Origin of the sequence: Serratia sp. 3ACOL1 (assembly GCF_003668775.1) — a bacterium.
Lineage (GTDB): Bacteria > Pseudomonadota > Gammaproteobacteria > Enterobacterales > Enterobacteriaceae > Chania > Chania fonticola.
This window is the reverse complement of record NZ_CP033055.1, coordinates 241,286-260,819: the sequence shown is the minus strand read 5'-3', so window position 1 is coordinate 260,819 and position 19,534 is coordinate 241,286. Positions and strand designations below refer to the sequence as shown.

Sequence of the window (19,534 nt, the reverse complement as noted above, 5' to 3'; positions counted from 1 at the left end):
GTAAGAGCTCTCCCATGTCTTATTTTGCAGGTTAGTGCTATATTTTTTAGGCACAAACCAACCCTACTTCATGATGGGAAGTATATGAAAAAAAATCGTTTTGGCGTTGCCGCGGCCGTATTAGCTGCGGGTATATTGTTAGCGGGATGTTCCTCAAAGGTGGCAGAAACCACTCAGTACTCTGGGTTCCTGCAGGATTATAGCAAACTACAAAAAACAACAACTCCTAGCGGGCATGAGGTTTTACGCTGGATAGCCCCTGGTTTTAAAGATTCTGATTACCGTGGCGTCTACGTTCAACCCGTCACCTTCTACCCTCCAGCCAAACCCAATGCACGGGTAAGCCAAGCAACGCTGGATCAAATCAGAGAGTATGCAAACTCACGCCTCAAAACCGCCATTGGAGAGCGCATTACACTGTTACCTAACCCATCAGGTAAGCGCGTATTGATTGCCAAGGTGGCCGTTACCGCGGTAGTCGCTGAGAACGAAGATATGCAGTTCTATGAAGTTGTCCCTGTGGCCGCTGTGATCGCGACCACCATGGCCGCCAGCGGGCATAGAACGCAGAATGCCGCATTATTCATTGAAGCTAAACTGATCGACCAGGATACCGGTAAAACGGTAATGGCCGTTGTCCGTAAAGGCTATGGTAAAACAATTGGCAACAGTACTGCGCCAATCACCTTTAATGACGTGAAGAAAGGGATTGATGACATGGTTGACGATATTGTGAACTTCCCAAAACAATAATTAGTGCTGCAAAAGATGGGGAATTAGTTTTCCCCATCTTTTCCCCCATTAAATCTGTGAGTGCCATCACATCACCACCCTGCCGATAAACAAGCTGGGACAAATGTCCCGAGCAATATTCTAATATCAGAGCCAGCTTCCAGTTTTACACCCTTTTTGACATTGCCGTCGGACCGGCGTCCTGTCCTTACCTGCCGAGGAACTTTATAGTTAACGCTATGCAGAACGACAAAAAAAGCAGTGAATGGTTGAGCGTTGTCGAGTTGGTTACCGGTGATGCCATACTTTACGACCTACTGAAATATTGCCCGTTAGCTATTTTACGCCGCTGGCAGTTACAACAGGTCAGACCCGGCACACTGATCTGCCAACAGCATGAAATTTGTCATGAATTTCATCTGATAGCGCAGGGTAACGTGGACGTATTTATTCACGCCGACGATGGGCGTAAATATTTACAGGCGCGCTACCATGCCGGAGATATGCTGGGTGAGCTCGAGATCTTTGAGCAACGGCCGTATATCTGCTCGGTCGAAGCGACCAGTGAGGTGACATTACTGACGCTTTCACGCACCGATTTTTGCCATTGGCTGACGGTCGACAATTACTTCAACCAGAAAATCATTCAGTCGTTCAGCAGCCAGTACTACCAGCTATCGAAAAAAGCTGGCGAAGACAGTCTCTATTCATTGCACCAGCGCGTCTGCCATGCGCTGTGGCAAAGCTACCAACACCAGGGAGCCCAAAATGAAGGAGAAATTACCATTAATAAACAACAGCTCAGCGAACAGTTTGCCGTGGCCCCACGCAGTATCAACCGCATCCTGTTTGAACTGCGCGAGCAGCAAATTATTACGGTCAACGGTGAACGGATTGCGGTGATCGACCCAGTCCGGTTACACCAACAGGCCGGGTTTTAATTTCTGCGGTATTCGATTTACACCGCCGAACAGGAAATCCACCTATACCCTATGGATTTCAAGCTGCAGCTAGGCGACAAGCTATCCCAGCCCCAGGAGCTTACTTTTAGTAAGTGACTGGGGTGGGATAGTGCAGGTAACAACGCTGCAGTTTGAAAGACGACGGGTATAAATTTAGGTAAGTTCCATGACTCAACTACAACCTCATATCCGGCTTAGCCGGCAGATGACACACGCCCATTACGCCCTGTTACCGGGCGATCCGCAACGCGTCGAACACGTTGCCCGCTTTCTGGATCAGGTGGAGGATTTTGGCCAAAATCGCGAATACCGGGCGCTGCGCGGTTGGTTTCGTGGCGTGGAAGTCCTGGTGATTTCCACCGGCATGGGTGGCCCTTCAACCGCCATCGCCGCCGAAGAACTACATCAGATCGGCGTAGACTGCCTGGTGCGTATTGGCAGCTGCGGCGCGATGCAAAGTTCAATGAAGCTGGGCGATCTGGTGATTGCCAGCGCAGCGGTACGCGATGAGGGCACCGGCAATGCCTATATTCCTGCTGCCTACCCGGCCAGTGCCGACTGCGGCCTGGTTTATCTGCTGCGCCAGCAGGCACAAAAGCTAGGCTACAGCACGCACTGCGGGTATGTCCGCAGCCATGACAGTTTCTACACCGACCGCGAACAGGAGATCACCGATTTTTGGTCGGCCAAAGGTATTCTCGCCGCCGATATGGAAACCGCCCCGCTGATGGTCGTTGGCGCACTGCGTAATATGCGCATTGCCTCTATCCTGAACGTGGTGGTGGAACACCAGGGCTGCCTGGAACAGAGCATCAACGACTATCAACAGCAGGAGCATTCCTGCCAACGTGGCGAGGAACGCGAAATCGTGCTCGCGCTCGAAACGCTGTATCAGGATCATCTTGAGAGGACGCAATAATGGATTTTTTCAGCATCAATAACGTCATGGTCAACATTCCTCTGGGCGAAGGTGGTTATGCCCTGTCATGGATCGAAGCCATAGGTACGGTGTTTGGCCTGCTGTGCATCTGGTTCGCCAGCAAAGAGAAGATTATCAATTACCTGTTTGGTTTGATTAACGTCACGCTGTTTGCCGCTATCTTCTTCCAGATCCAGCTGTACGCCAGCCTGCTGTTGCAGGTGTTTTTCTTCGTCGCCAACCTGTACGGCTGGTATGCCTGGAGCCGTCAGAACGAAAATAATGAAGCCGCGCTGAAAATTCGCTGGTTGCCACGGCAAAAGGCCTTCACGCTGCTGGTAGTTTGCGTGGTGGCCATCGGCCTGATGTCGCTGTTTATCGATCCGGTATTCGCCGTGCTGACGCGCATTGCTATCGGCATTATGCAGGGAATGGGGCTTTCAGTGGTGATGCCTGAACTGCAGCCAGACGCCTTCCCACTGTGGGATTCCACCATGCTGGTGCTGTCAATCGCCGCCATGATACTGATGACGCGCAAATACGTCGAGAACTGGCTACTGTGGGTACTGATTGACGTGATCAGCGTAGTGATTTACGCCATTCAGGGAGTTTATGCCATGTCGTTGGAGTATATTTTACTGACGGTGATTGCGCTGATGGGATCGTTTGCCTGGATCAACAGTGCGCGCCAAAATGGCTCAAAGCCGTTGCAACAAGAGACAGCACTCAAGGCAATACCTTGAAAATGGCGGGCATCCCCCCCATGTAACCTGTGTTGTCTGCCATTTCGGTAGGTCTAGCGAAAGGAAATGAATATGTTAGAGAATTATTTTGGCTCTGGGATCGCTCCAACTGAAGAGCAAAAACGCAGATTACTGGCGGTGCAGGCAGCACTGGAACTGTTGAAGGCAACGCTGTCTGACACTAACGACGGCAACGGTGTCGAATACCAGCTGAAAACGGCAGAAAAGCACGTCAGCTCTCTGGCAGATGCCATCCAGGCTGCCGTAGAGAAGAAGTAACGTCCTTGCCTTGCTGGCCCCTGCACAATTCACGTTGTGCGGGGGTTTTTATTGGCTGCTCTCCTCAACAAAAAACCTCTTGCCTCCCCCGCTGTTTTTATCCGCAATTCATATTTGTGCCAGCACTCACATATTTAACCAGGGAATTTTTGATTCCCATTCACAACAGATCCCCTCTTCCTATAGTGTAAAAATAAATCACCACGAGGGCGATAACTAAAAAAATAAAAATTGAATTTCCTAATCAGCATTAAATCATGTGCGGCGCAGGTTGCTCATTGGTACGCTATTTTTTTGTTCATTATTAAATAAGTTATATTCATTACCTCAAGCACAAGTCGTTAGAGAGATTAATGCATCCAACTCAACTCATTATTTTTTTAAGTGAGTCGCTTTAGTTCGCCTCATATTTATAAAAAACAAGAAAAATGACTTACCTTACACAGGATCATAATAATGAAAACAATACCTCTGGCATTACTCCTTCCTGCCCTGCTAGCCACCAGCGCCGCCGAGGCGGTGACGGTCTATAACAGTAAAGGAACACAACTCGATATTTATGGCCGTATCGAGGCACAAACCGGCAATGAATGGACAGATGAACACACCAATGCCACCAACTTGACCGGCCGTCTTGGCTTTGAAGCCAAACAAAAGCTCGATGAGCAATTCGGCCTGTTTGGCAAGTTGGAATGGCAGGTTAACACTCAGAAGAACGATACCGAGGTCGCCGAAGATAACTGGGATATTCGTTATGGTTATATCGGGATTGACGGTAAGGATCTGGGGAAATTGATGGTTGGGCGTACGCGCAACCCGATGTACCAGTGGATGGGCATCACCGATCGTTACATGAACTACACGGCTAACGTTTACTCCAACTGGGTCGGCACGCGCATCGACTCCTCCTATCAATGGAACCGTCAGGACGGCACATTACAATATGAATATACGAATGGCGGGCTGGACGTTCGCACCGCCTACGTGATGGGTAACGGTGCCAGCGACAGCACCGTTGACGATGGTTATATGGCCAGCCTCGGCTACGCTTTTGAATTCCCGGTGATGGGTACGCCACTAAAAATCAAACCGGTGATCGCCTGGCAGAAAATGACCAAAGACCCCAAAAATACCAGCCTAAGCGGCAACTATACCGATTACACCCAAAAAGGGGTTGGCATACGCCTCAGCTACGATAAGGCTTATCTTGGTATCAACGTTGGCCGACAAACCTACGAGCAAACCGGCAAGCCAGACAAAGATTATGATGCCTTCGACTCGCTGGCCGAATACTGGTTTACCAGCAAAGTCGCGTTACGTGGCGGCTATTCTCAGTTGATCGAGTCTGAAAATGACTACGTCCATCGCAAACAGTGGATCTCCGAATTGGAATACCGACTGAAAAAAGATGTACATCTTTCTGCCACCTATATTTATGACGATCGGGAAAGCTACGATTCGGCAGAAAATCTGTGGGTACTTGGGTTACGTTACGAATTTTAATCACTGAACAAGGATGAAAATCATGAACAGCAAACTCAGTTTATTCGCCGTGCTAGCGTTGAGTGCCAGCCTCAGCCATGCGGCCCCCCTGCCAAAAGAGAGCGGTAGTTTCGATTTCACCGTGCCACAAACCGGCAAGAAGATGGAAGTCTTCAGCTACCAGCCTCCCGGAGCCAATGCCAACACCCCGGTGGTGTTTGTCCTGACCGGGCTGAACCGTAACGCCGCTGAGTACCGCGACTCATGGGTAGAAAATGCCAAGAAAAACAAACTTATCGTCATCGCTCCGCTGTTCTCCGAAGCCGATTATCCCGGTAACGACGGCTATAATCTGGGGAATATTGAGAATGCCAAAACCCATCAGGTCAATCCTAAAGGGGAATGGGCCTTCACGATCATTGACGATCTGTTTGCCGATATGCAAAAACAGGGGATCACCAAACAACAAGACTATTATTTATTTGGCAACAGCGCTGGCTGCCAGTTTGTTCACCGGATGCTGACCTTTGTCCCTGAGGCCAATGTCAAAGCCGCCATTTGTGCAGCAGCGGGATGGTGGACCATGCCAGATGTGGAAAACCCATGGCCCTATGGGCTGGACAATGCGCCAGTGAAAGTGACGCAAAAACAGCTGGCCGACTATTTTGCCAAACCCGTGCTGATCACCGTCGGTGAAAAGGATAACGATCCGTATCACCCTTTGCTGCGCCGTTCTTATGAAGCCATGGCGCAGGGGGATAGCCGGTTAACCCGTGCACAAAGCTATTTCCTGACGGCGCAGCAGAAAGCCAAACGCTATAAGGTCGACTTCAACTGGCGCTTTACGACCTTACCCGATGTAGGGCATAGCGGCTCGAAGATGTCTGCCTATGGCGCCGAGCAATTTGCCTGGTTTGAACAGCATGGCGAGTTCAAGGTACAACCGTAATTCGAGGAGAACGCGCTACTGCCAAAGCAAGCGGTAGCGCGGGTCAGAAGGGAATGAGAGATGACACACACTTCTGACAAGGGAATTTTTGATTCCCCTTTTTTCTGCCTTGGGTTTTGTTATTAATGAAGGAAGAAATTACGTAGAGGGGAAAACTGACATGAACAGAGCGGAATTCACTCAACGTATTGCTGACATTGATAATCTGACCGAAACGGATCGGCGTATCATCGACTATTTTGACAAACACTTTGAGTCCATCCCCTACAGCAAAGTGATTGATGTTTGTAATGAAATCAACATCGCCAAGTCTACCTTGGGGCGATTTATGATGAAGCTCGGCTTCACCGGCTTTCGCGACTTCAAAGAGTCCACCATCGAGCCTGAGCAACGCAGAAATATCTCCCCGATAGAACGCTTCGACAACAGCAAAAACAGAAAAAACGGCATCGAATTCATTGAAAAACACTGCAGCGAGATCACCGATAATATCAACAATACGTTGAAAAACATCAATCGCCAGCATTTGGAGAAAACCATCGCGCTGATTTGCGATCCGGAAAAAAGGCTGTATGTGATTGGCAGCGCAACGGCACATGCCTTGGCCGAGTATTTTTATCTGCTTGGCCGCTATATCAAAAAAGACATTGTGCTGCTGGATGCCAATATTGCCAATTTACCGCATAAGCTAATCGACTCGAGAAAGGGCGATGTGCTACTGGCGATTTCTTATTATCGTTTTTCCAGCGTGACGACAAGGTTAATAAAATGGTTTTATCAAAATCGTGGCGATACCATCGTCATCACCGATAATGCCGTCAATCCGTTCAGCCACTTCGCCACGGCGATGTTGCTGATGGAGAGCCAGCATAGCGGGCTGTTCAGCAGCCGTAGCGCTGGCTTCGTATTAATCGAGGCGCTGGTCAATTATATGGGCGAAGTGAAAAGCAACGAATTAAACGAGAACTTCAACGTCATGGAGTCGTTATTCGAGGCATTTAACGTTTTTAATAAATAACACCAACACCAGGCAGTGTGAATATTCATCAACCATCTTTATAGCCCTGTTGCTTCAGGGCTAAGCATTGACTCACCAGAATGCCATGTAGCAATCCATCTCTGGCGTTTATTTAATGAAAAGAGGCTTTATCATGAGCAGTGAAAACAGCGCAATCCCTGTTTGCCCTGAGCAGCAAATTCTACGTACCTCACAGGGGAATTTATCTTTCCGCGCTTGCGGTGAGGGCGAAACCCTGATCTTTTTACACGGTATTCTGGGCAGCTCGAAGGCCTGGCCATTCCAGTTTGCCGCCTTTTCTCCCCACTACCGCGTCATGGCCTGGGATGCGCCCGGTTATGCCGACTCCGCGCTGGTGCCGGCCGATATCGACGCTTTTGTGCAGATGCTGCATGAGTGGGTGCAACACTGCGGGACAGAGAAAGTTTCCCTCGTCGGGCACTCAATGGGCGGCACCGTTGCCAGCCGCTACGCCGCCCGCTATCCAGAGCGGGTAAAAAGCCTGGTGTTGTCCTGCACCCATCCCGGCTATGGCGCGCCAGAGTCGGCCCCAAGTTCGGAAAAGCTGGAAAAGCGGCTGAAAGAGCTCGCCGAAATTGGCCGCGAAGCCTACGGCAGAAACCGCGCACGTGATCTGCTGCCGTTCCCAGATGTACCTGCGGCAGTGCTGGACTATGCGGCAGAAATTGCAGCAGGCACCAACCTGGAAGGCCTGAGGCGTGCCACTCGCATGTTGCAGCTAGCCGACAACCGCCCGCTACTGCCCCAGCTCAAGATGCCAACGCTGATCCTAACCGGTGAAAAAGACGCCGTGGTGCAACCACAGCTCAAAGCCGATCTGCTGGCACTGGTGCCCTACACCCAACATATCGAGATGCCCGGGATGGGCCATGCGCCTTATTTCCAGGCTCCGGATTATTACAACACGCTATTACATGAGTTTTTTGCCAAACACTCATAAGGGGACATGATGACTGGATTTATCATCGGGATGATCGTTACCGTCTTGGCGGCCTGGTTTATTATCAAAAACTACCAGCCGCAAACCGTGTTACTGCTGGCGGGGCTGAGCCTGCTGCTGATCACGGCGGTGTTCTTTCCCGATCAATCGATATTGTACGGCAAGGCCAAATCCATCGGCTGGGTTGGCGGGGATATTTTCGCCTTCGTGAAAGAGTCTTTGACCACCCAGGTGGCGGGCATCGGTTTGATCATTATGGCGGCGGGCGGTTTTGCCGATTATATGGATCACATCAAAGCGTCGAACTCGATGGTAAATCTGTGCATCAAACCCTTGCAGATGATCAAGGCTCCTTACCTGATCCTGGCCATCGGCTACATATTATCCCAGTTGCTGCACGTGGCGATCTCCAGCGCGGCTGGTCTGGCGATGCTGCTGTTGGTCACCTTCTTCCCGGTATTGGTGCGGCTTGGAGTCAGTAAAGCCGCCGCCGCCTCGATGATCGGCATGTCGGCGTTTATGGATCTCGGCCCAGCAGTGGGCACCGCCAACCTGGCAGCCAAACATGCCGGTATGGAAACCGCAGTCTACTTTGCCCACTACCAACTGCCGGTCGCCACCGGCGTGATGCTGGCGGTAGCGGTACTGATCTTCTTCACCGCACGCTACTTTGACGCCAAAGACGGGCATATCGTTACCCAACTGCAGGTGGAACAGCCAACCAGCGAAGATACAGCCAAGGTACCGGCATTCTACGCTTTCCTGCCGGTGTTCCCGGTGATACTGGTGATCGTCTTCAGCCCGCTGGTGATCAGCAGCATCAAGATTGACGTGGTGACGGCGATGATTATCGGCACCCTGTTGGCATTTTTCTGCGAGTTGCTGGTACGGAGGGATTTCAAAACCGCCTGCAAGGGCATCCAGGTGTTCTTCAAAGGCATGGGCACCATGTTTACCAGCATCGTTTCCCTGCTGGTGTGTGCCGACGTTTTCGCCCAGGGCTTGCAGATCATCGGGGCCGTTGACTTCATTATTCACACCGTTCAGGCCGCGGGCTTTGGTTTTGGCAATATGACGATAGTGATGGCCCTGCTGGTCTGCGTGACCGCGGCGCTGACCGGCTCCGGCGTGGCTGCGTTCTTCTCCTTCTCCGGGCTGGCTCCAGGCATTGCCGCCAAATTTGGCGAAAGCGCCGTCAGCATGATCCTGCCAATGCAACTGATGGCCGGTATGGGAAGATCGATTTCCCCGGTGGCCGGGGTGATCATTGCCGTCAGCAAGGCCGGTGAATGCTCGCCGTTTATGATTGTCCGCCGTACGCTGATCCCCGCTGTAGGCGGGATGATCACCATGCTGGTGCTAAACGGCATCCTGAATTAACGTCGTGTTAAAACTCGGGGCAGGGAAATCTCTGCCCTATCACCAACCCCTCGCCAACTGTCCATTTATTGACCATAAACCTGGTCTTTTCTGAAATGTTTCACCGCCTCTATATCGCCTGGTTATCCCCCTGTACACTGCCTGAAAATCGCCCTTAATCCGGGCAGGGATACCGTTTTATTAACAAGGAGTGTTGATATCATGTTCTCAAAGATCATGTTTATTCTGTTTTCCGCCACCGTGGTATTGGTGCTGATTAACTGGGAACGCCTGTGGGACTATATCCGCCCAATGGTGTAACCCGCGTAAAGTGCAGGCCAGCCAACTGGCCTGTCTAGTCCCATGTTCACCTCTGCCAATCCCACCGTATTGCTCCCCTCACCGTCTCAACCTCTCTCGCTCCTGGCTATTTCCTCTGTGGTAAAGCCTTCCTGTAACGAAATTTCGTGAATGACCTCGCAAAGTGATTAATAAAACGACGAGTGAGCTTGCAGTTGTCAACGGCCAGTGATAGAAAAATACTACTTTACGAAAAATCGTGAAGAAGGAAAGTACATTATAGAACCGTTGACCAAGGACACCTCATGTCAGAACTTAAATTCGCCACCCGTTTGAACTCCTTTGCCTCAGGAGCCAATCTTTACTGGCCAGAACTGAAAGGCAAACCCTCTGTATCGCAAATGATTGAGCGGGCCGGAACGGTCAAGGGATTGACCCACCTGGATTTAAACTACCCTCAGCACATCAATGAGGATGTCAAAACCATGAGCCAAAAGATCGAAGCGGCTGGCCTGGCGGTGAATGGCATGCAAATGCGCTGGGATGCGCCAGAATTCAAGATTGGGGCGTTCACCAATCCGGACCCAAAAATCCGCCGCCAGGCGATCGAACTGACCAAGCGTGGGATAGATGCGGGCCGTGAGTTTGGTGCCAGTTTAATGACCCTGTGGATGGGCCAGGATGGTTTTGATTATTGCTTCCAGGCAGATTACAAAAAAATCTGGGAAGACGCCGTCTCCGCGGTACGTGAAGTGGCCGAATATGCTCCAGATGTCGATATCAGTATCGAATACAAACCTAATGAGCCACGGGCCTACAGCATTTTTCCCAACGTCACCACCTGCCTGCTAGCGGTTGAAGAAGCTGGCTGTGCGAATCTGGGTATCACGCTCGACTTTGCCCACGTGCTGTTTGCCAACGAGATCCCGGCCTTTGCCGCCGCCATGGTCGCCCGCCGCTCTCGCCTTATGGGTCTTGATCTGAACGATGGCTGGGGCAAACGCGACGATGGCCTGATGGTGGCTTCGGTCAACCCACGGGCGACGCTGGAATTCCTCTGGCAGATGCAGCGTGACGGCTACACGGGGGCTTACTATTTTGACACCTTCCCAGACGCCAGCGGCCTGGATCCGGTGCGTGAAGCCGAAACCAATATCGCAACGGTGACCCGCCTGCTGAAACTGTGCAAGCAGCTCGACAATAACCCTGAGTTGATGAGCGCCATCAGCAAGCAAGACGCCGTTGCCTCACAGCAAATTGTTAACGACATCATGCTGGCGAAATAGAACCAGCAACCGGGCGCCCAACGGGTGCCTCTAATAATAACTCACAGCACCAAGGATAGAAGAAGATGAAAAAGCACTTACTTTCTGTACTCGCCTCTACCCTGTTTTGCACCAGTGTCTATGCTGCCGATCTGCCACCGTTACAGTCTGATACCGAACCCGACCGTACCGATTGGACCGAGCTTAGTGCCAAATATGGCCCCATGCCAGCGGTGGACAGCAAGCTGAAGATCGGCGGCGTATCCAAAACCCTTACCAACGAATATTGGCGTTCCCTGGGGGAAGGCTACCAAACCACGGCCAAAAAGTACGGCTTTATGGTGGCCTATCAGGCCGCAGCCAATGAAGACGATCAGCTAGGCCAACTCTCGATCGCGGAAACATTGATTTCCCAAGGCTTTAATGGCCTGCTGGTTTCTCCGCAAACGGACGCCAACCTGCAACCCGCCTATGAAGTAGCGAAAAGCAAGGGCATCCCGGTAGTCAACGTCAACGACGCCGTCATGCCCAGTGCCGCCCATTATGTAGGTAACGTACAGAAAGATAACGGTGTCCGGGTCGCCAACTGGTTTATCCAGCATCATCCGGAAGGTGGCAAAGTCGCGGTGATCGAAGGCCAGGCTGGCGTTTATGCCGCCACACAGCGAACCAAGGGGTTCAAGGAAACCATTGGTGCCAACGGCAAGTTCACCGTAGTCGCCAGCGTGCCAGCCAACTGGAGCCGGGAAAATGCCTATAACGCCGCCACCACTATCTTGCAGCAGCATCCGGATATGGTTGGTTTCTACGCCAACAACGACGGTATGGCACTCGGAGTGGTTGAAGCGGTTCGCGCACAGGGTAAAACCAACCAGGTCGCAGTGTTTGGTACCGATGGGATTTCCGATGCCTATGCTTCCATCAAACGCGGTGAGTTGACCGGCACAGTGGACAGCTTCCCAGTACTGACTGGCGAAGTGGCGATGGAAGTAATGTTGCGCCTTATCGACGGGCAGAAAATTTCACGCGTAGTCTCCACCCCACAGGCTTTGATCACCAAAGAAAACGCGGATGCTTTCTCCACCAAAGACAACGAGAAACTGCGCCAACTGCTGGTACAGCAATAAGCCAGGCGACGGAGGGTTTATGGAACAGTTTTGTTTAACGATGCGTGGCATTAATAAAACCTACGGCAGCGCGGCTGCGGTTCAGGACGTAGATTTTTCGGTCAGGCACGGGGAAGTCCATGCCTTAATCGGGGAAAACGGCGCAGGGAAATCGACGCTGCTGAATATTCTCTCTGGAGTACGGGCAGCTGACTCTGGTGAAATCCAGGTTGAAGGTCAAACGATCCTGATGAAAAACCCGCTTTCCGCACGCCAGGCGGGGATCGCCATGATCCATCAGGAATTGCAGCATGTTCCTGAACTCTCCGTAGCGCAGAATATGTTTCTTGGCAGGCCGCTGACCCAGTGCCAGGGCCTGTTCGTGGATAAGAAAGCCCAGTACGCAAGGGCAAAGGCGATCCTGAGACGGCTCGATCCCACCATCGACCCGAACGAGCCAATCAAGAATCTGAAGGTCTCTCAGCAGCAGATCGTCGAAATTGCCCGGGCATTACTGGATGAGGCCAAAATCATTGCGATGGATGAGCCAACGTCCAGCCTGACGCCAAGGGAATTTGATCGGCTGGCCGAGTTGATCGCCGATCTTAAATCGATGAACGTCGCGCTGATTTATGTCTCGCATAAGATGAATGAGATTTTTAAAGTCTGCGATCGCGCCACGATTTTACGCGATGGTAAACAGGTCGGCGTAGTCAATATCTGCGACGAAACGGAAGAAACCATCGTCACCAAAATGGTCGGACGCAAGATTGAGAAAGTACAGCATCACTCTTATGTCACCGACAAAGAAATTTTGCGCGTAGAAGACCTTGGACGCGACAAAGCCGTACTGTCAGCCAGCTTCAGCGTACAGGCAGGAGAAGTGCTGGGGATCGCAGGCTTGGTCGGCGCAGGCCGTACCGAGCTACTGAAGCTGATCGCCGGTATCGACGCCAAAACCAGCGGCCAGGTGTTGGTTGAAGGCTCGCCGGTGAAAAAGCTTAATGTCAGCTCGGCAATCAAGGCTGGCATCGGTTTGGTGCCGGAAGATCGCAAAAAAGAGGGTATTATTAAAGAGCGAGCGGTAAAAATGAATATGGCGCTGCCCTCGATGAGTAACTTCACCCGTTACGGCTGGTTAAAAAAAACCAAACTAAACCAGTTGGCCCTGGAAGTGATGACCGACTTAAACCTGCGCCCGCTGAATATTGATAAACCCATCGGCACCTTGAGTGGCGGTAATCAGCAAAAGGTCATTATTGGCCGGTGGGTCGCGGCAGATAATAAAGTATTTTTATTTGATGAGCCCACGCGTGGGATCGATATCGGCGCCAAATCAGAAATTTATAATTTAATCGAAAAACTCGCCAAGCAAGGAAAGGCTATTGTAGTGGTCTCATCCGAAATGCCAGAAATTATTCGTATCTCCGATCGGGTACTGGTGATGCGCGAAGGGAAAATTACCCGGGAACTCAAAGGCGACGATATTACAGAAGAAAATATCGCTCGTTATGCGATTAACGATCTGAATTAAAAACGGCTTCTGTATCTTACATTTTTATTAAGGCAATCATTATGATAACTCAGGGTAAGGCTCAGCCTAAAGTGCCGTCCTCGGCGCTATTCAAGTTTAATCTGCGTGATGCGGGCACACTGATTGGTTTACTGATCATTGTGGTCACCTTCTCGCTGCTGTCACCGGGTTTTTTAACGGTGCCTAACCTGCTGAATATTTTACAGCAATCGTCGATCAACGGCATTATTGCCCTGGGCATGACGCTGGTGATTATCTCCGGCGGTATCGATCTCTCGGTGGGGCCAACGGCGGCGTTATCCGCGGTGCTGGGTGCTACGCTGATGGTCGCTGGGGTGCCCGTACCGCTGGCGATAATGGCAACCTTGGGTGTGGGCGCACTGTGTGGGGTTTTCAGCGGCACGCTGGTAGCCTACGCCGGATTACAGCCTTTCATTGTCACCCTGGGCGGCCTCTCGCTGTTCCGGGCCATGGCACTGATCTTTACCAACGGCAACCCTATCTTCGGCATCCCAATGGAGTTTCGTAATTTCATCAACAGCGAAATTTTCGGTGTGCCAAGCCCGATCGTGATTGTGGTTACCATCGCCATCATCCTGTGGGTGGTGATGAATAAAACTCCGCTGGGGGAATATATTCTGGCGGTTGGCGGTAACGAAGAGGCTGCACGCGTAGCCGGTGTACCGGTAAAAAGAACCAAAGTGACGGTGTTTGTGATTTCCGGCGTGTTGGCCTCGCTGGCTTCACTGATCCTGATTGGCCGCCTGGGTGCTGCCGAACCGACAATGGGCAACCTGTGGGAATTGGATGCCATCGCGGCTGCCGCTATAGGTGGGGCATCCTTGATGGGGGGCAAAGGCAGTGTGATCGGCACGCTGATCGGCGCCATCATTCTGGGCTCGTTACGTAACGGATTGACGTTGCTAAATATTCAGGCGTTTTATCAATTGCTTGCCACAGGGCTTATTATTATCATAGCCATGTTGATTGACCGAGCGACAAGAGGCAAGTAATGAAGCAGGATCCGCGAGCAATTGGCGCTCAAATTCGCATGAGATTGCCACAACTGACGCCACTGGAAAGAAAAGTGGTGGACTCGATCACCTCGAAAACTGATTTATCCGAGCAAACCTCATTAAAAGAGATTGCGCTGGAAAATAAAGTTTCTGAGGGGATGGTCGTTAAACTGGCAAAAAAGCTCAACTTCTCTGGCTTCAGAGAGTTCAGAAGCAGTTTGATTTACTATAACTATTCTGAAGTAGCAAGTTTGCATGCAGAAATTGAGCCTGATGATTCGTCGGAGCAATTACTGGAAAAGGTATTCAAAACGTCGATTCAGGCAATAGAAGAAACCATTTCTATTCTGGACGTTTCTGAATTTAACCGCGCCGCAGATATTCTGTTCAAGGCTCGGCACATCGATCTCTATGCCGTCGGTGGTTCGGCCACCATTGCCCGCGATCTGGCGCATAAGCTGCTAAAGATCGGGATTAAATCGACGGTCTACGATGATGCCCACACCATGCTGATGTCTGCTGCGATCTTATCGGATGATGATGCCGTGGTGGCAATCAGCCATTCCGGCGCTACCCGTGCGGTCAACGATCCCATTAAGCTGGCCGCGCGCAACGGTGCCAAGGTGATTGCCATCAGCAATTATGCCGAGTCGCCCATTGCGCGTAATGCGCATGTGGTTCTCAATTCAACCTCACAGGGTTCGCATTTGCTTGGGGAAAACGCAGCGGCACGCATTGCTCAACTTAATATCCTTGATGCACTGTTTGTGGCGATTGCGAAAAAGGATTTGAAGCAGGCTGAAAAGAATCTGATGAAAACCCAGCAGGCGGTCCGTGATTTAAGAGAATACTAACATGAGTAAAATCGTAGTCGCTGGCAGTCTTCATTACGACATTATGCTGCAGGCGCCCCATCGGCCAGAAAAAGGCGAAACGGTGATCGGTAGCAGTTGCGCCTATAAATTTGGTGGCAAAGGGGGCAATCAAGCGGTTTCGGCAGCCAAGTCGGGGGCGCAGGTCAGCTTCGTTGGCGCGGTAGGCGCTGACGATCCGGGTAGATTCCTGCTCGCGGTGCTAATGGAAAACCAGGTTGATACGCGCCACGTCGAGATAACCTCGGCGGCACCTTCCGGTATGAGCGTCGCTATCATGGATGCCGAAGGTGATTATGGTGCAGTGGTGGTCTCGAATGCCAACAACCTGATCGCTCCCCAGCAGTTGGATCAGGGTAACCTCTGGCAAGATACCGGCATGCTGTTACTACAAAACGAAGTGCCCGAAGCGATTAACCTGGTTGCCGCCAAACAGGCCAAAAATCACGGTGCGTTGGTCTGCCTGAACGCCGCTCCGGCCCGTGAACTCAGCGCACAGCTCCAGGCTTGCATCGATCTGCTGGTGGTCAATGCGGTTGAAGCACGCGATCTTAGTGGCATTACGGTCAACGATTTGCAGCAGGCCTGTATGGCTGCCGAGGCATTGAGCGCTAGTTTTAAGGCCGTGGTGGTCACTGCGGGTGAACATGGCGTCGCCTTCTGTGAGGCCGGTAGCAGCAGCCAATCCCTTCCGGCGCTGAAGGTCGAGCTGGTCAGCACTCACGGTGCCGGTGACTGTTTTATGGGCATGTTGTGCGCCTCGTTGTTACAAGGGCAAACATTACCGCAGGCAGTGGCTAGAGCGAACAAGGCTGCCGCCGAACACGTTTCCCACCCCACCCGCTGAATTCGGCGCCCCCTCTCTTGCGCGGAAAGGGGGCTATCAACTCACGGCGCCTTATTAATGGTGCAGTTCCATTGCTGGTTCACCACGCTCTGATTAGCGACGATCTGTAACGACAGTGCAGCATCCTGAGTATGAGTGATGCTGTATTCAAGTACCACATCGTCCAGATTACTGGCGGTCCGCTCAACCCTGAACAAAGCCGAGCCTTGCTCGATGTTCAGCAAGCTGGCCAGTTTGGCATCGCAGATCATCGGTAAATAACGTTCCGTTGCCTTGGTTGGTGAATAACCGAACGTTTCTCGTAGTTGTTCATACAGCGGGCTGCTTCCGTCAACATGACTCAGATCGTTATACACCCGTCCATTCAAGTGGGTGATCGAATGGCCCACCACTTTCTCCCCCTGCATGAACAACCGCTCAAGACGCATCAGTTGGTGGCCTAAATCCAGATGCATCCGTTCAGCCACCTCTTGATCGGCCATGGTCGATAACAGGGAAAGGATTTCTACTTCAACCGGCATAGCCGAATTAAAGCTCAGCAGGACATCTGGCAGATCGGTGTAGTGTTTATGCAACGCATCACGATTGATGAAGGTCCCTTTGCCCTGCTCCCGATGCACCATGCCAACACTGGCCAGTGAATCGATCGCTTGCTTGATGGTCCCGCGGGCGACCTTAAACTCATCGGCAAGCAGTAACTCGCCGGGGAGTTTATCGTCATAGGTAAAGGTGATAATCCGTTGCAGGATAATGCCTTTTATCCTGAGATACAGTGGCAGTCCATCCGACTCAAACATACTGATGCTCCGCTCAGAGGTAGTGTATTTGGCTCCTGTAAGCGTCAAGTATATCCTGATTTATCTGCTGATTGCCGTCTATGTTTGCGCTTGCCAGGATCGGCGGAGTGCGCTGTTTCTGCTGCATCAGTTCACAGATCCGCAGTACCAGACTGTTGGCAATAGTTGCCCCCATAATGGTTGAGAGCGGTGCCGCCTTCTGGGCCAATCCCGGCAGGCTGACGGCGGCATCACCATACTCGCATTGGTTATCAATGGTGATATCGGCGATATCCACCAACAGCTTGCCGCTGGAGTGTCGGGATGTCACCCTGGCCGCGGTGGCCAGACTGGTGATGGCAATCACCTTCGCGCCAACCTTCAGAGCGGCCAGCGCGACATCGATGGTAATGGCGTTGCGGCCAGAAACCGAGTGGATCAGCAGCGTATCCCCCGCTTGCAGCGGTGATTGCTCGATCAACACCCGTCCCAGGCCTTCAACGTTTTCCACCGCGCTGGTCAGCGTCAATGGCCGGACATTGAGCATCAGTGCAGGGGTAAATAAAGGATTAACGATAGCCAAGCCACCGGCCCGGTAGCTCATCTCCTCGGCCAGAATGCCGGCATGGCTGGCACCGAAAACGAACAGATCCCTCTCGGCCAGCACCGTGTCCGCCATCATCTGCGCCGCACGGTTTATCGTGTCTGGCTGCGATTCCAACTGGGCCAGCTTCTGCCGGATTTGCTCATAATACTGGGTCAACGCTTTACTCATAGCCTTCCCTCTCAACATCAGAATGTTAGCAGCCTGGTTAAAGCCGCAATCAGCGGTGCCAGCACAAACATATCGCTGTCACCGGCCCACAGAGCGGTGTCGGGAATGGTGTCGTTGATAAAATAGCTGACACAGAAATATTGCCCCCAGGCCACCACGGTCGAGGTAATAAATCCGGCCAACAGCGCCCCTTTATAGCCGCCGGTGATATTGCCAAATACCCCTGCCGTACCGGCATGGAAGAAAATCACGATCATGCTGGGGATAAACACGTAGCCGGTATAGCGGCCGATCAGGGTGAGCCACAACAGCGAGCCGATAAAGGCACCGACAAAGCCTAACACCACCGCATTGGGGGCAAAGTTGAACAGGATTGGGCAGTCGAGTGCAGGTTTGGCTCCGGGCACCAGGCGTGAACCGATACCGTTAAACGCTGGCACCATTTCACCGATGAACATCCGCACGCCGAGCAACACCACGGCAATACCACCGGTAAACATCAGTGACTGTTTCAGCGCATAGATGTAGAAACTCAGGTCGCCAGACTGCGCCAGGATTTCAGCCGCTTTTGGCGTACCTTTGATTTGCAGAATAAAGGTCCCAATAAAGAACAGCAGCGACATGGTCAATGCGGTCACCACGTTAGAATCCCGCAGAAATCCCAGTTTTTTCGGTACTTTGATATCTTCAGAGCTGATTTTGTTGGCCGCGAAAATCTGGCCAAACAACGCCCCTAGCAAAGCCACAGAGGCAGAGGTGTGCCCCAATGCCACGTTGTCGTTGCCGGTGATCTTGCGCACCCAGGGTTGTACCAGCGCTGGCTGCAACGTCCAGTAAAGCCCCATGATCACCGTCAGCATCAACGTCAGTTGCAGGCCGGAAATGGCCGGATTACTGTTAACCATCACCCCGGCAAAAATCATCGTGGTCCAGAACATCATGTGGCCAGTCAGATAGATATATTTAAAGCGGGTCAGCCGAGCCAGCAGCAGGTTAAGCGCAAACCCGCCAGCAATGGCGATAGTTACGCTGCTGCCATAGCGTTCGGAGAAATGTACCTGGCCGATAATATTCGTCAGATTCATCGAACTCAGGCCAAACACTTCCGTCCAAATGGGCTGGAAGATGAGCAAGGCCGAGACGATAATCCCCGCCCCTGCCCCGATAATCAGAAACCCCAAAATGCCTTTCAAGGTACCAGAAACAATATCCGCCAGCGGTTTACCTTGTAACACCAAGCCCAGCAGCACAATCAGGCCGATTAGAATAGACGCTTCCCCAAAAATATTGACCGTGATCCAGCGCAATACCCCCAGAAATTCGCTCATGGCTATTCCCCCTGCTTAATAATGCCGGCCTGTTCCAGCGCCAGGGCGATCTCTTTGCTGTCGATGTAGTTATTGACGACCGACACCGGGCAAGAGAGATGCTGCAGGTTATCCACCAGCTCGGCATTGGTGATCACCAGATCGGCACTGGCCGAGGCCGCCGAAGAGACATCCATATGTTCCACCGAAGCCTGGATCCCATGCTGTTTTAATACCGCTTCCACGTTCATTTTTAATATCAGGCTTGATCCCATGCCTAAACCGCATACCGTCAGAATTTTCATTAGTATTCGCTCCGAGTTGAACCTTCA

The 19,534-nt window shown here is 51.8% G+C and carries 20 protein-coding genes; 16 read left to right on the top strand and 4 right to left on the bottom strand.

The window, feature by feature from the left end:
* Nucleotides 1-84 precede the first annotated feature (84 nt).
* From D9980_RS01270 to D9980_RS01195, 16 genes are all read left to right on the top strand, one after another.
* Nucleotides 85-753 (top strand): DUF3313 domain-containing protein, encoded by a 669-nt coding sequence (locus tag D9980_RS01270; protein ID WP_121606179.1) that lies wholly within the window; start codon nucleotides 85-87, stop codon nucleotides 751-753.
* Nucleotides 754-971: 218 nt separating this feature from the next.
* Entirely contained in the window at nucleotides 972-1,673 is a 702-nt protein-coding gene (locus D9980_RS01265; RefSeq protein ID WP_121606178.1) for a Crp/Fnr family transcriptional regulator, read from the top strand.
* A gap of 187 nt (nucleotides 1,674-1,860) precedes the next feature.
* Entirely contained in the window at nucleotides 1,861-2,613 is a 753-nt protein-coding gene (locus D9980_RS01260; protein ID WP_021805343.1) for a nucleoside phosphorylase, read from the top strand.
* Entirely contained in the window at nucleotides 2,613-3,356 is a 744-nt protein-coding gene (pnuC, locus tag D9980_RS01255; protein WP_121606177.1) for a nicotinamide riboside transporter PnuC, read from the top strand. The genes D9980_RS01260 and pnuC overlap by 1 nt, the downstream gene beginning before the upstream one ends.
* A 72-nt stretch (nucleotides 3,357-3,428) precedes the next feature.
* Complete coding sequence (locus D9980_RS01250; protein WP_021180021.1) at nucleotides 3,429-3,635, top strand: hypothetical protein; 207 nt, start codon at nucleotides 3,429-3,431, stop codon at nucleotides 3,633-3,635.
* A 456-nt stretch (nucleotides 3,636-4,091) separates the two neighbouring features.
* Nucleotides 4,092-5,138: a porin gene (locus D9980_RS01245; protein ID WP_121606176.1), complete on the top strand. Its 1,047-nt coding sequence runs from the start codon at nucleotides 4,092-4,094 to the stop codon at nucleotides 5,136-5,138.
* Nucleotides 5,139-5,160: 22 nt separating this feature from the next.
* Nucleotides 5,161-6,066, top strand: a complete 906-nt coding sequence (locus D9980_RS01240) for a hypothetical protein (RefSeq protein WP_121606175.1) — start codon at nucleotides 5,161-5,163, stop codon at nucleotides 6,064-6,066.
* Nucleotides 6,067-6,226: 160 nt separating this feature from the next.
* Nucleotides 6,227-7,084 carry a MurR/RpiR family transcriptional regulator gene (locus tag D9980_RS01235; RefSeq protein ID WP_121606174.1) on the top strand — a complete coding sequence of 286 codons (858 nt, stop codon included), beginning with the start codon at nucleotides 6,227-6,229 and terminating at the stop codon, nucleotides 7,082-7,084.
* A gap of 133 nt (nucleotides 7,085-7,217) precedes the next feature.
* Nucleotides 7,218-8,045: an alpha/beta fold hydrolase gene (locus D9980_RS01230; RefSeq protein WP_162304217.1), complete on the top strand. Its 828-nt coding sequence runs from the start codon at nucleotides 7,218-7,220 to the stop codon at nucleotides 8,043-8,045.
* Between the two features lie 9 nt (nucleotides 8,046-8,054).
* Entirely contained in the window at nucleotides 8,055-9,425 is a 1,371-nt protein-coding gene (dcuC, locus tag D9980_RS01225) for a C4-dicarboxylate transporter DcuC (protein ID WP_024484943.1), read from the top strand.
* Nucleotides 9,426-10,009: 584 nt separating this feature from the next.
* A complete protein-coding gene (locus tag D9980_RS01220) occupies nucleotides 10,010-10,990 on the top strand; it encodes a TIM barrel protein (RefSeq protein ID WP_024484942.1) in 981 nt (326 codons plus the stop codon).
* Between the two features lie 65 nt (nucleotides 10,991-11,055).
* Nucleotides 11,056-12,096, top strand: coding sequence for a substrate-binding domain-containing protein (locus tag D9980_RS01215; RefSeq protein ID WP_024484941.1), 1,041 nt, complete (start codon nucleotides 11,056-11,058; stop codon nucleotides 12,094-12,096).
* 19 nt (nucleotides 12,097-12,115) lie between these two features.
* Nucleotides 12,116-13,609: a sugar ABC transporter ATP-binding protein gene (locus D9980_RS01210; protein ID WP_121606172.1), complete on the top strand. Its 1,494-nt coding sequence runs from the start codon at nucleotides 12,116-12,118 to the stop codon at nucleotides 13,607-13,609.
* A gap of 41 nt (nucleotides 13,610-13,650) precedes the next feature.
* The gene (locus D9980_RS01205) at nucleotides 13,651-14,622 is read left to right on the top strand and encodes an ABC transporter permease (RefSeq protein ID WP_024484939.1); all 972 of its coding nucleotides are present in this window, start codon (nucleotides 13,651-13,653) and stop codon (nucleotides 14,620-14,622) included.
* The gene (locus tag D9980_RS01200; protein ID WP_024484938.1) at nucleotides 14,622-15,479 is read left to right on the top strand and encodes a MurR/RpiR family transcriptional regulator; all 858 of its coding nucleotides are present in this window, start codon (nucleotides 14,622-14,624) and stop codon (nucleotides 15,477-15,479) included. Before D9980_RS01205 ends, D9980_RS01200 begins: the two co-directional genes overlap by 1 nt.
* Nucleotide 15,480: 1 nt before the next feature.
* Nucleotides 15,481-16,344 (top strand): ribokinase, encoded by an 864-nt coding sequence (locus D9980_RS01195; protein ID WP_121606171.1) that lies wholly within the window; start codon nucleotides 15,481-15,483, stop codon nucleotides 16,342-16,344.
* A 41-nt stretch (nucleotides 16,345-16,385) separates the two neighbouring features.
* On the opposite strand, the gene D9980_RS01190 is transcribed toward D9980_RS01195, so the two are convergent.
* Genes D9980_RS01190 through D9980_RS01175 form a run of 4 tightly spaced genes read right to left on the bottom strand, consistent with a single transcriptional unit; the run spans nucleotide 16,386 to nucleotide 19,507 of the window.
* Nucleotides 16,386-17,141: a GntR family transcriptional regulator gene (locus tag D9980_RS01190; RefSeq protein WP_024484936.1), complete on the bottom strand. Its 756-nt coding sequence runs from the start codon at nucleotides 17,139-17,141 to the stop codon at nucleotides 16,386-16,388.
* A 13-nt stretch (nucleotides 17,142-17,154) separates the two neighbouring features.
* Nucleotides 17,155-17,895 (bottom strand): sugar isomerase domain-containing protein, encoded by a 741-nt coding sequence (locus tag D9980_RS01185; RefSeq protein WP_024484935.1) that lies wholly within the window; start codon nucleotides 17,893-17,895, stop codon nucleotides 17,155-17,157.
* 17 nt (nucleotides 17,896-17,912) lie between these two features.
* On the bottom strand, nucleotides 17,913-19,223 hold the full coding sequence (locus tag D9980_RS01180) for a PTS ascorbate transporter subunit IIC (protein ID WP_024484934.1): 1,311 nt from the start codon (nucleotides 19,221-19,223) through the stop codon (nucleotides 17,913-17,915).
* A 2-nt stretch (nucleotides 19,224-19,225) separates the two neighbouring features.
* Nucleotides 19,226-19,507 (bottom strand): PTS sugar transporter subunit IIB, encoded by a 282-nt coding sequence (locus D9980_RS01175; RefSeq protein ID WP_024484933.1) that lies wholly within the window; start codon nucleotides 19,505-19,507, stop codon nucleotides 19,226-19,228.
* Nucleotides 19,508-19,534 lie beyond the last annotated feature (27 nt).

Coding starts and splice junctions, on each gene's coding strand:
- D9980_RS01195 (WP_121606171.1), top strand. CDS start 15,481: ATGAGTAAAATCGTAGTCGCTGGCAGTCTTCATTACGACATTATGCTG.
- pnuC (WP_121606177.1), top strand. CDS start 2,613: ATGGATTTTTTCAGCATCAATAACGTCATGGTCAACATTCCTCTGGGC.
- D9980_RS01265 (WP_121606178.1), top strand. CDS start 972: ATGCAGAACGACAAAAAAAGCAGTGAATGGTTGAGCGTTGTCGAGTTG.
- D9980_RS01200 (WP_024484938.1), top strand. CDS start 14,622: ATGAAGCAGGATCCGCGAGCAATTGGCGCTCAAATTCGCATGAGATTG.
- dcuC (WP_024484943.1), top strand. CDS start 8,055: ATGACTGGATTTATCATCGGGATGATCGTTACCGTCTTGGCGGCCTGG.
- D9980_RS01215 (WP_024484941.1), top strand. CDS start 11,056: ATGAAAAAGCACTTACTTTCTGTACTCGCCTCTACCCTGTTTTGCACC.
- D9980_RS01185 (WP_024484935.1), bottom strand. CDS start 17,895: ATGAGTAAAGCGTTGACCCAGTATTATGAGCAAATCCGGCAGAAGCTG.
- D9980_RS01250 (WP_021180021.1), top strand. CDS start 3,429: ATGTTAGAGAATTATTTTGGCTCTGGGATCGCTCCAACTGAAGAGCAA.
- D9980_RS01175 (WP_024484933.1), bottom strand. CDS start 19,507: ATGAAAATTCTGACGGTATGCGGTTTAGGCATGGGATCAAGCCTGATA.
- D9980_RS01235 (WP_121606174.1), top strand. CDS start 6,227: ATGAACAGAGCGGAATTCACTCAACGTATTGCTGACATTGATAATCTG.
- D9980_RS01260 (WP_021805343.1), top strand. CDS start 1,861: ATGACTCAACTACAACCTCATATCCGGCTTAGCCGGCAGATGACACAC.
- D9980_RS01240 (WP_121606175.1), top strand. CDS start 5,161: ATGAACAGCAAACTCAGTTTATTCGCCGTGCTAGCGTTGAGTGCCAGC.
- D9980_RS01180 (WP_024484934.1), bottom strand. CDS start 19,223: ATGAGCGAATTTCTGGGGGTATTGCGCTGGATCACGGTCAATATTTTT.
- D9980_RS01230 (WP_162304217.1), top strand. CDS start 7,218: ATGAGCAGTGAAAACAGCGCAATCCCTGTTTGCCCTGAGCAGCAAATT.
- D9980_RS01205 (WP_024484939.1), top strand. CDS start 13,651: ATGATAACTCAGGGTAAGGCTCAGCCTAAAGTGCCGTCCTCGGCGCTA.
- D9980_RS01245 (WP_121606176.1), top strand. CDS start 4,092: ATGAAAACAATACCTCTGGCATTACTCCTTCCTGCCCTGCTAGCCACC.
- D9980_RS01210 (WP_121606172.1), top strand. CDS start 12,116: ATGGAACAGTTTTGTTTAACGATGCGTGGCATTAATAAAACCTACGGC.
- D9980_RS01270 (WP_121606179.1), top strand. CDS start 85: ATGAAAAAAAATCGTTTTGGCGTTGCCGCGGCCGTATTAGCTGCGGGT.
- D9980_RS01220 (WP_024484942.1), top strand. CDS start 10,010: ATGTCAGAACTTAAATTCGCCACCCGTTTGAACTCCTTTGCCTCAGGA.
- D9980_RS01190 (WP_024484936.1), bottom strand. CDS start 17,141: ATGTTTGAGTCGGATGGACTGCCACTGTATCTCAGGATAAAAGGCATT.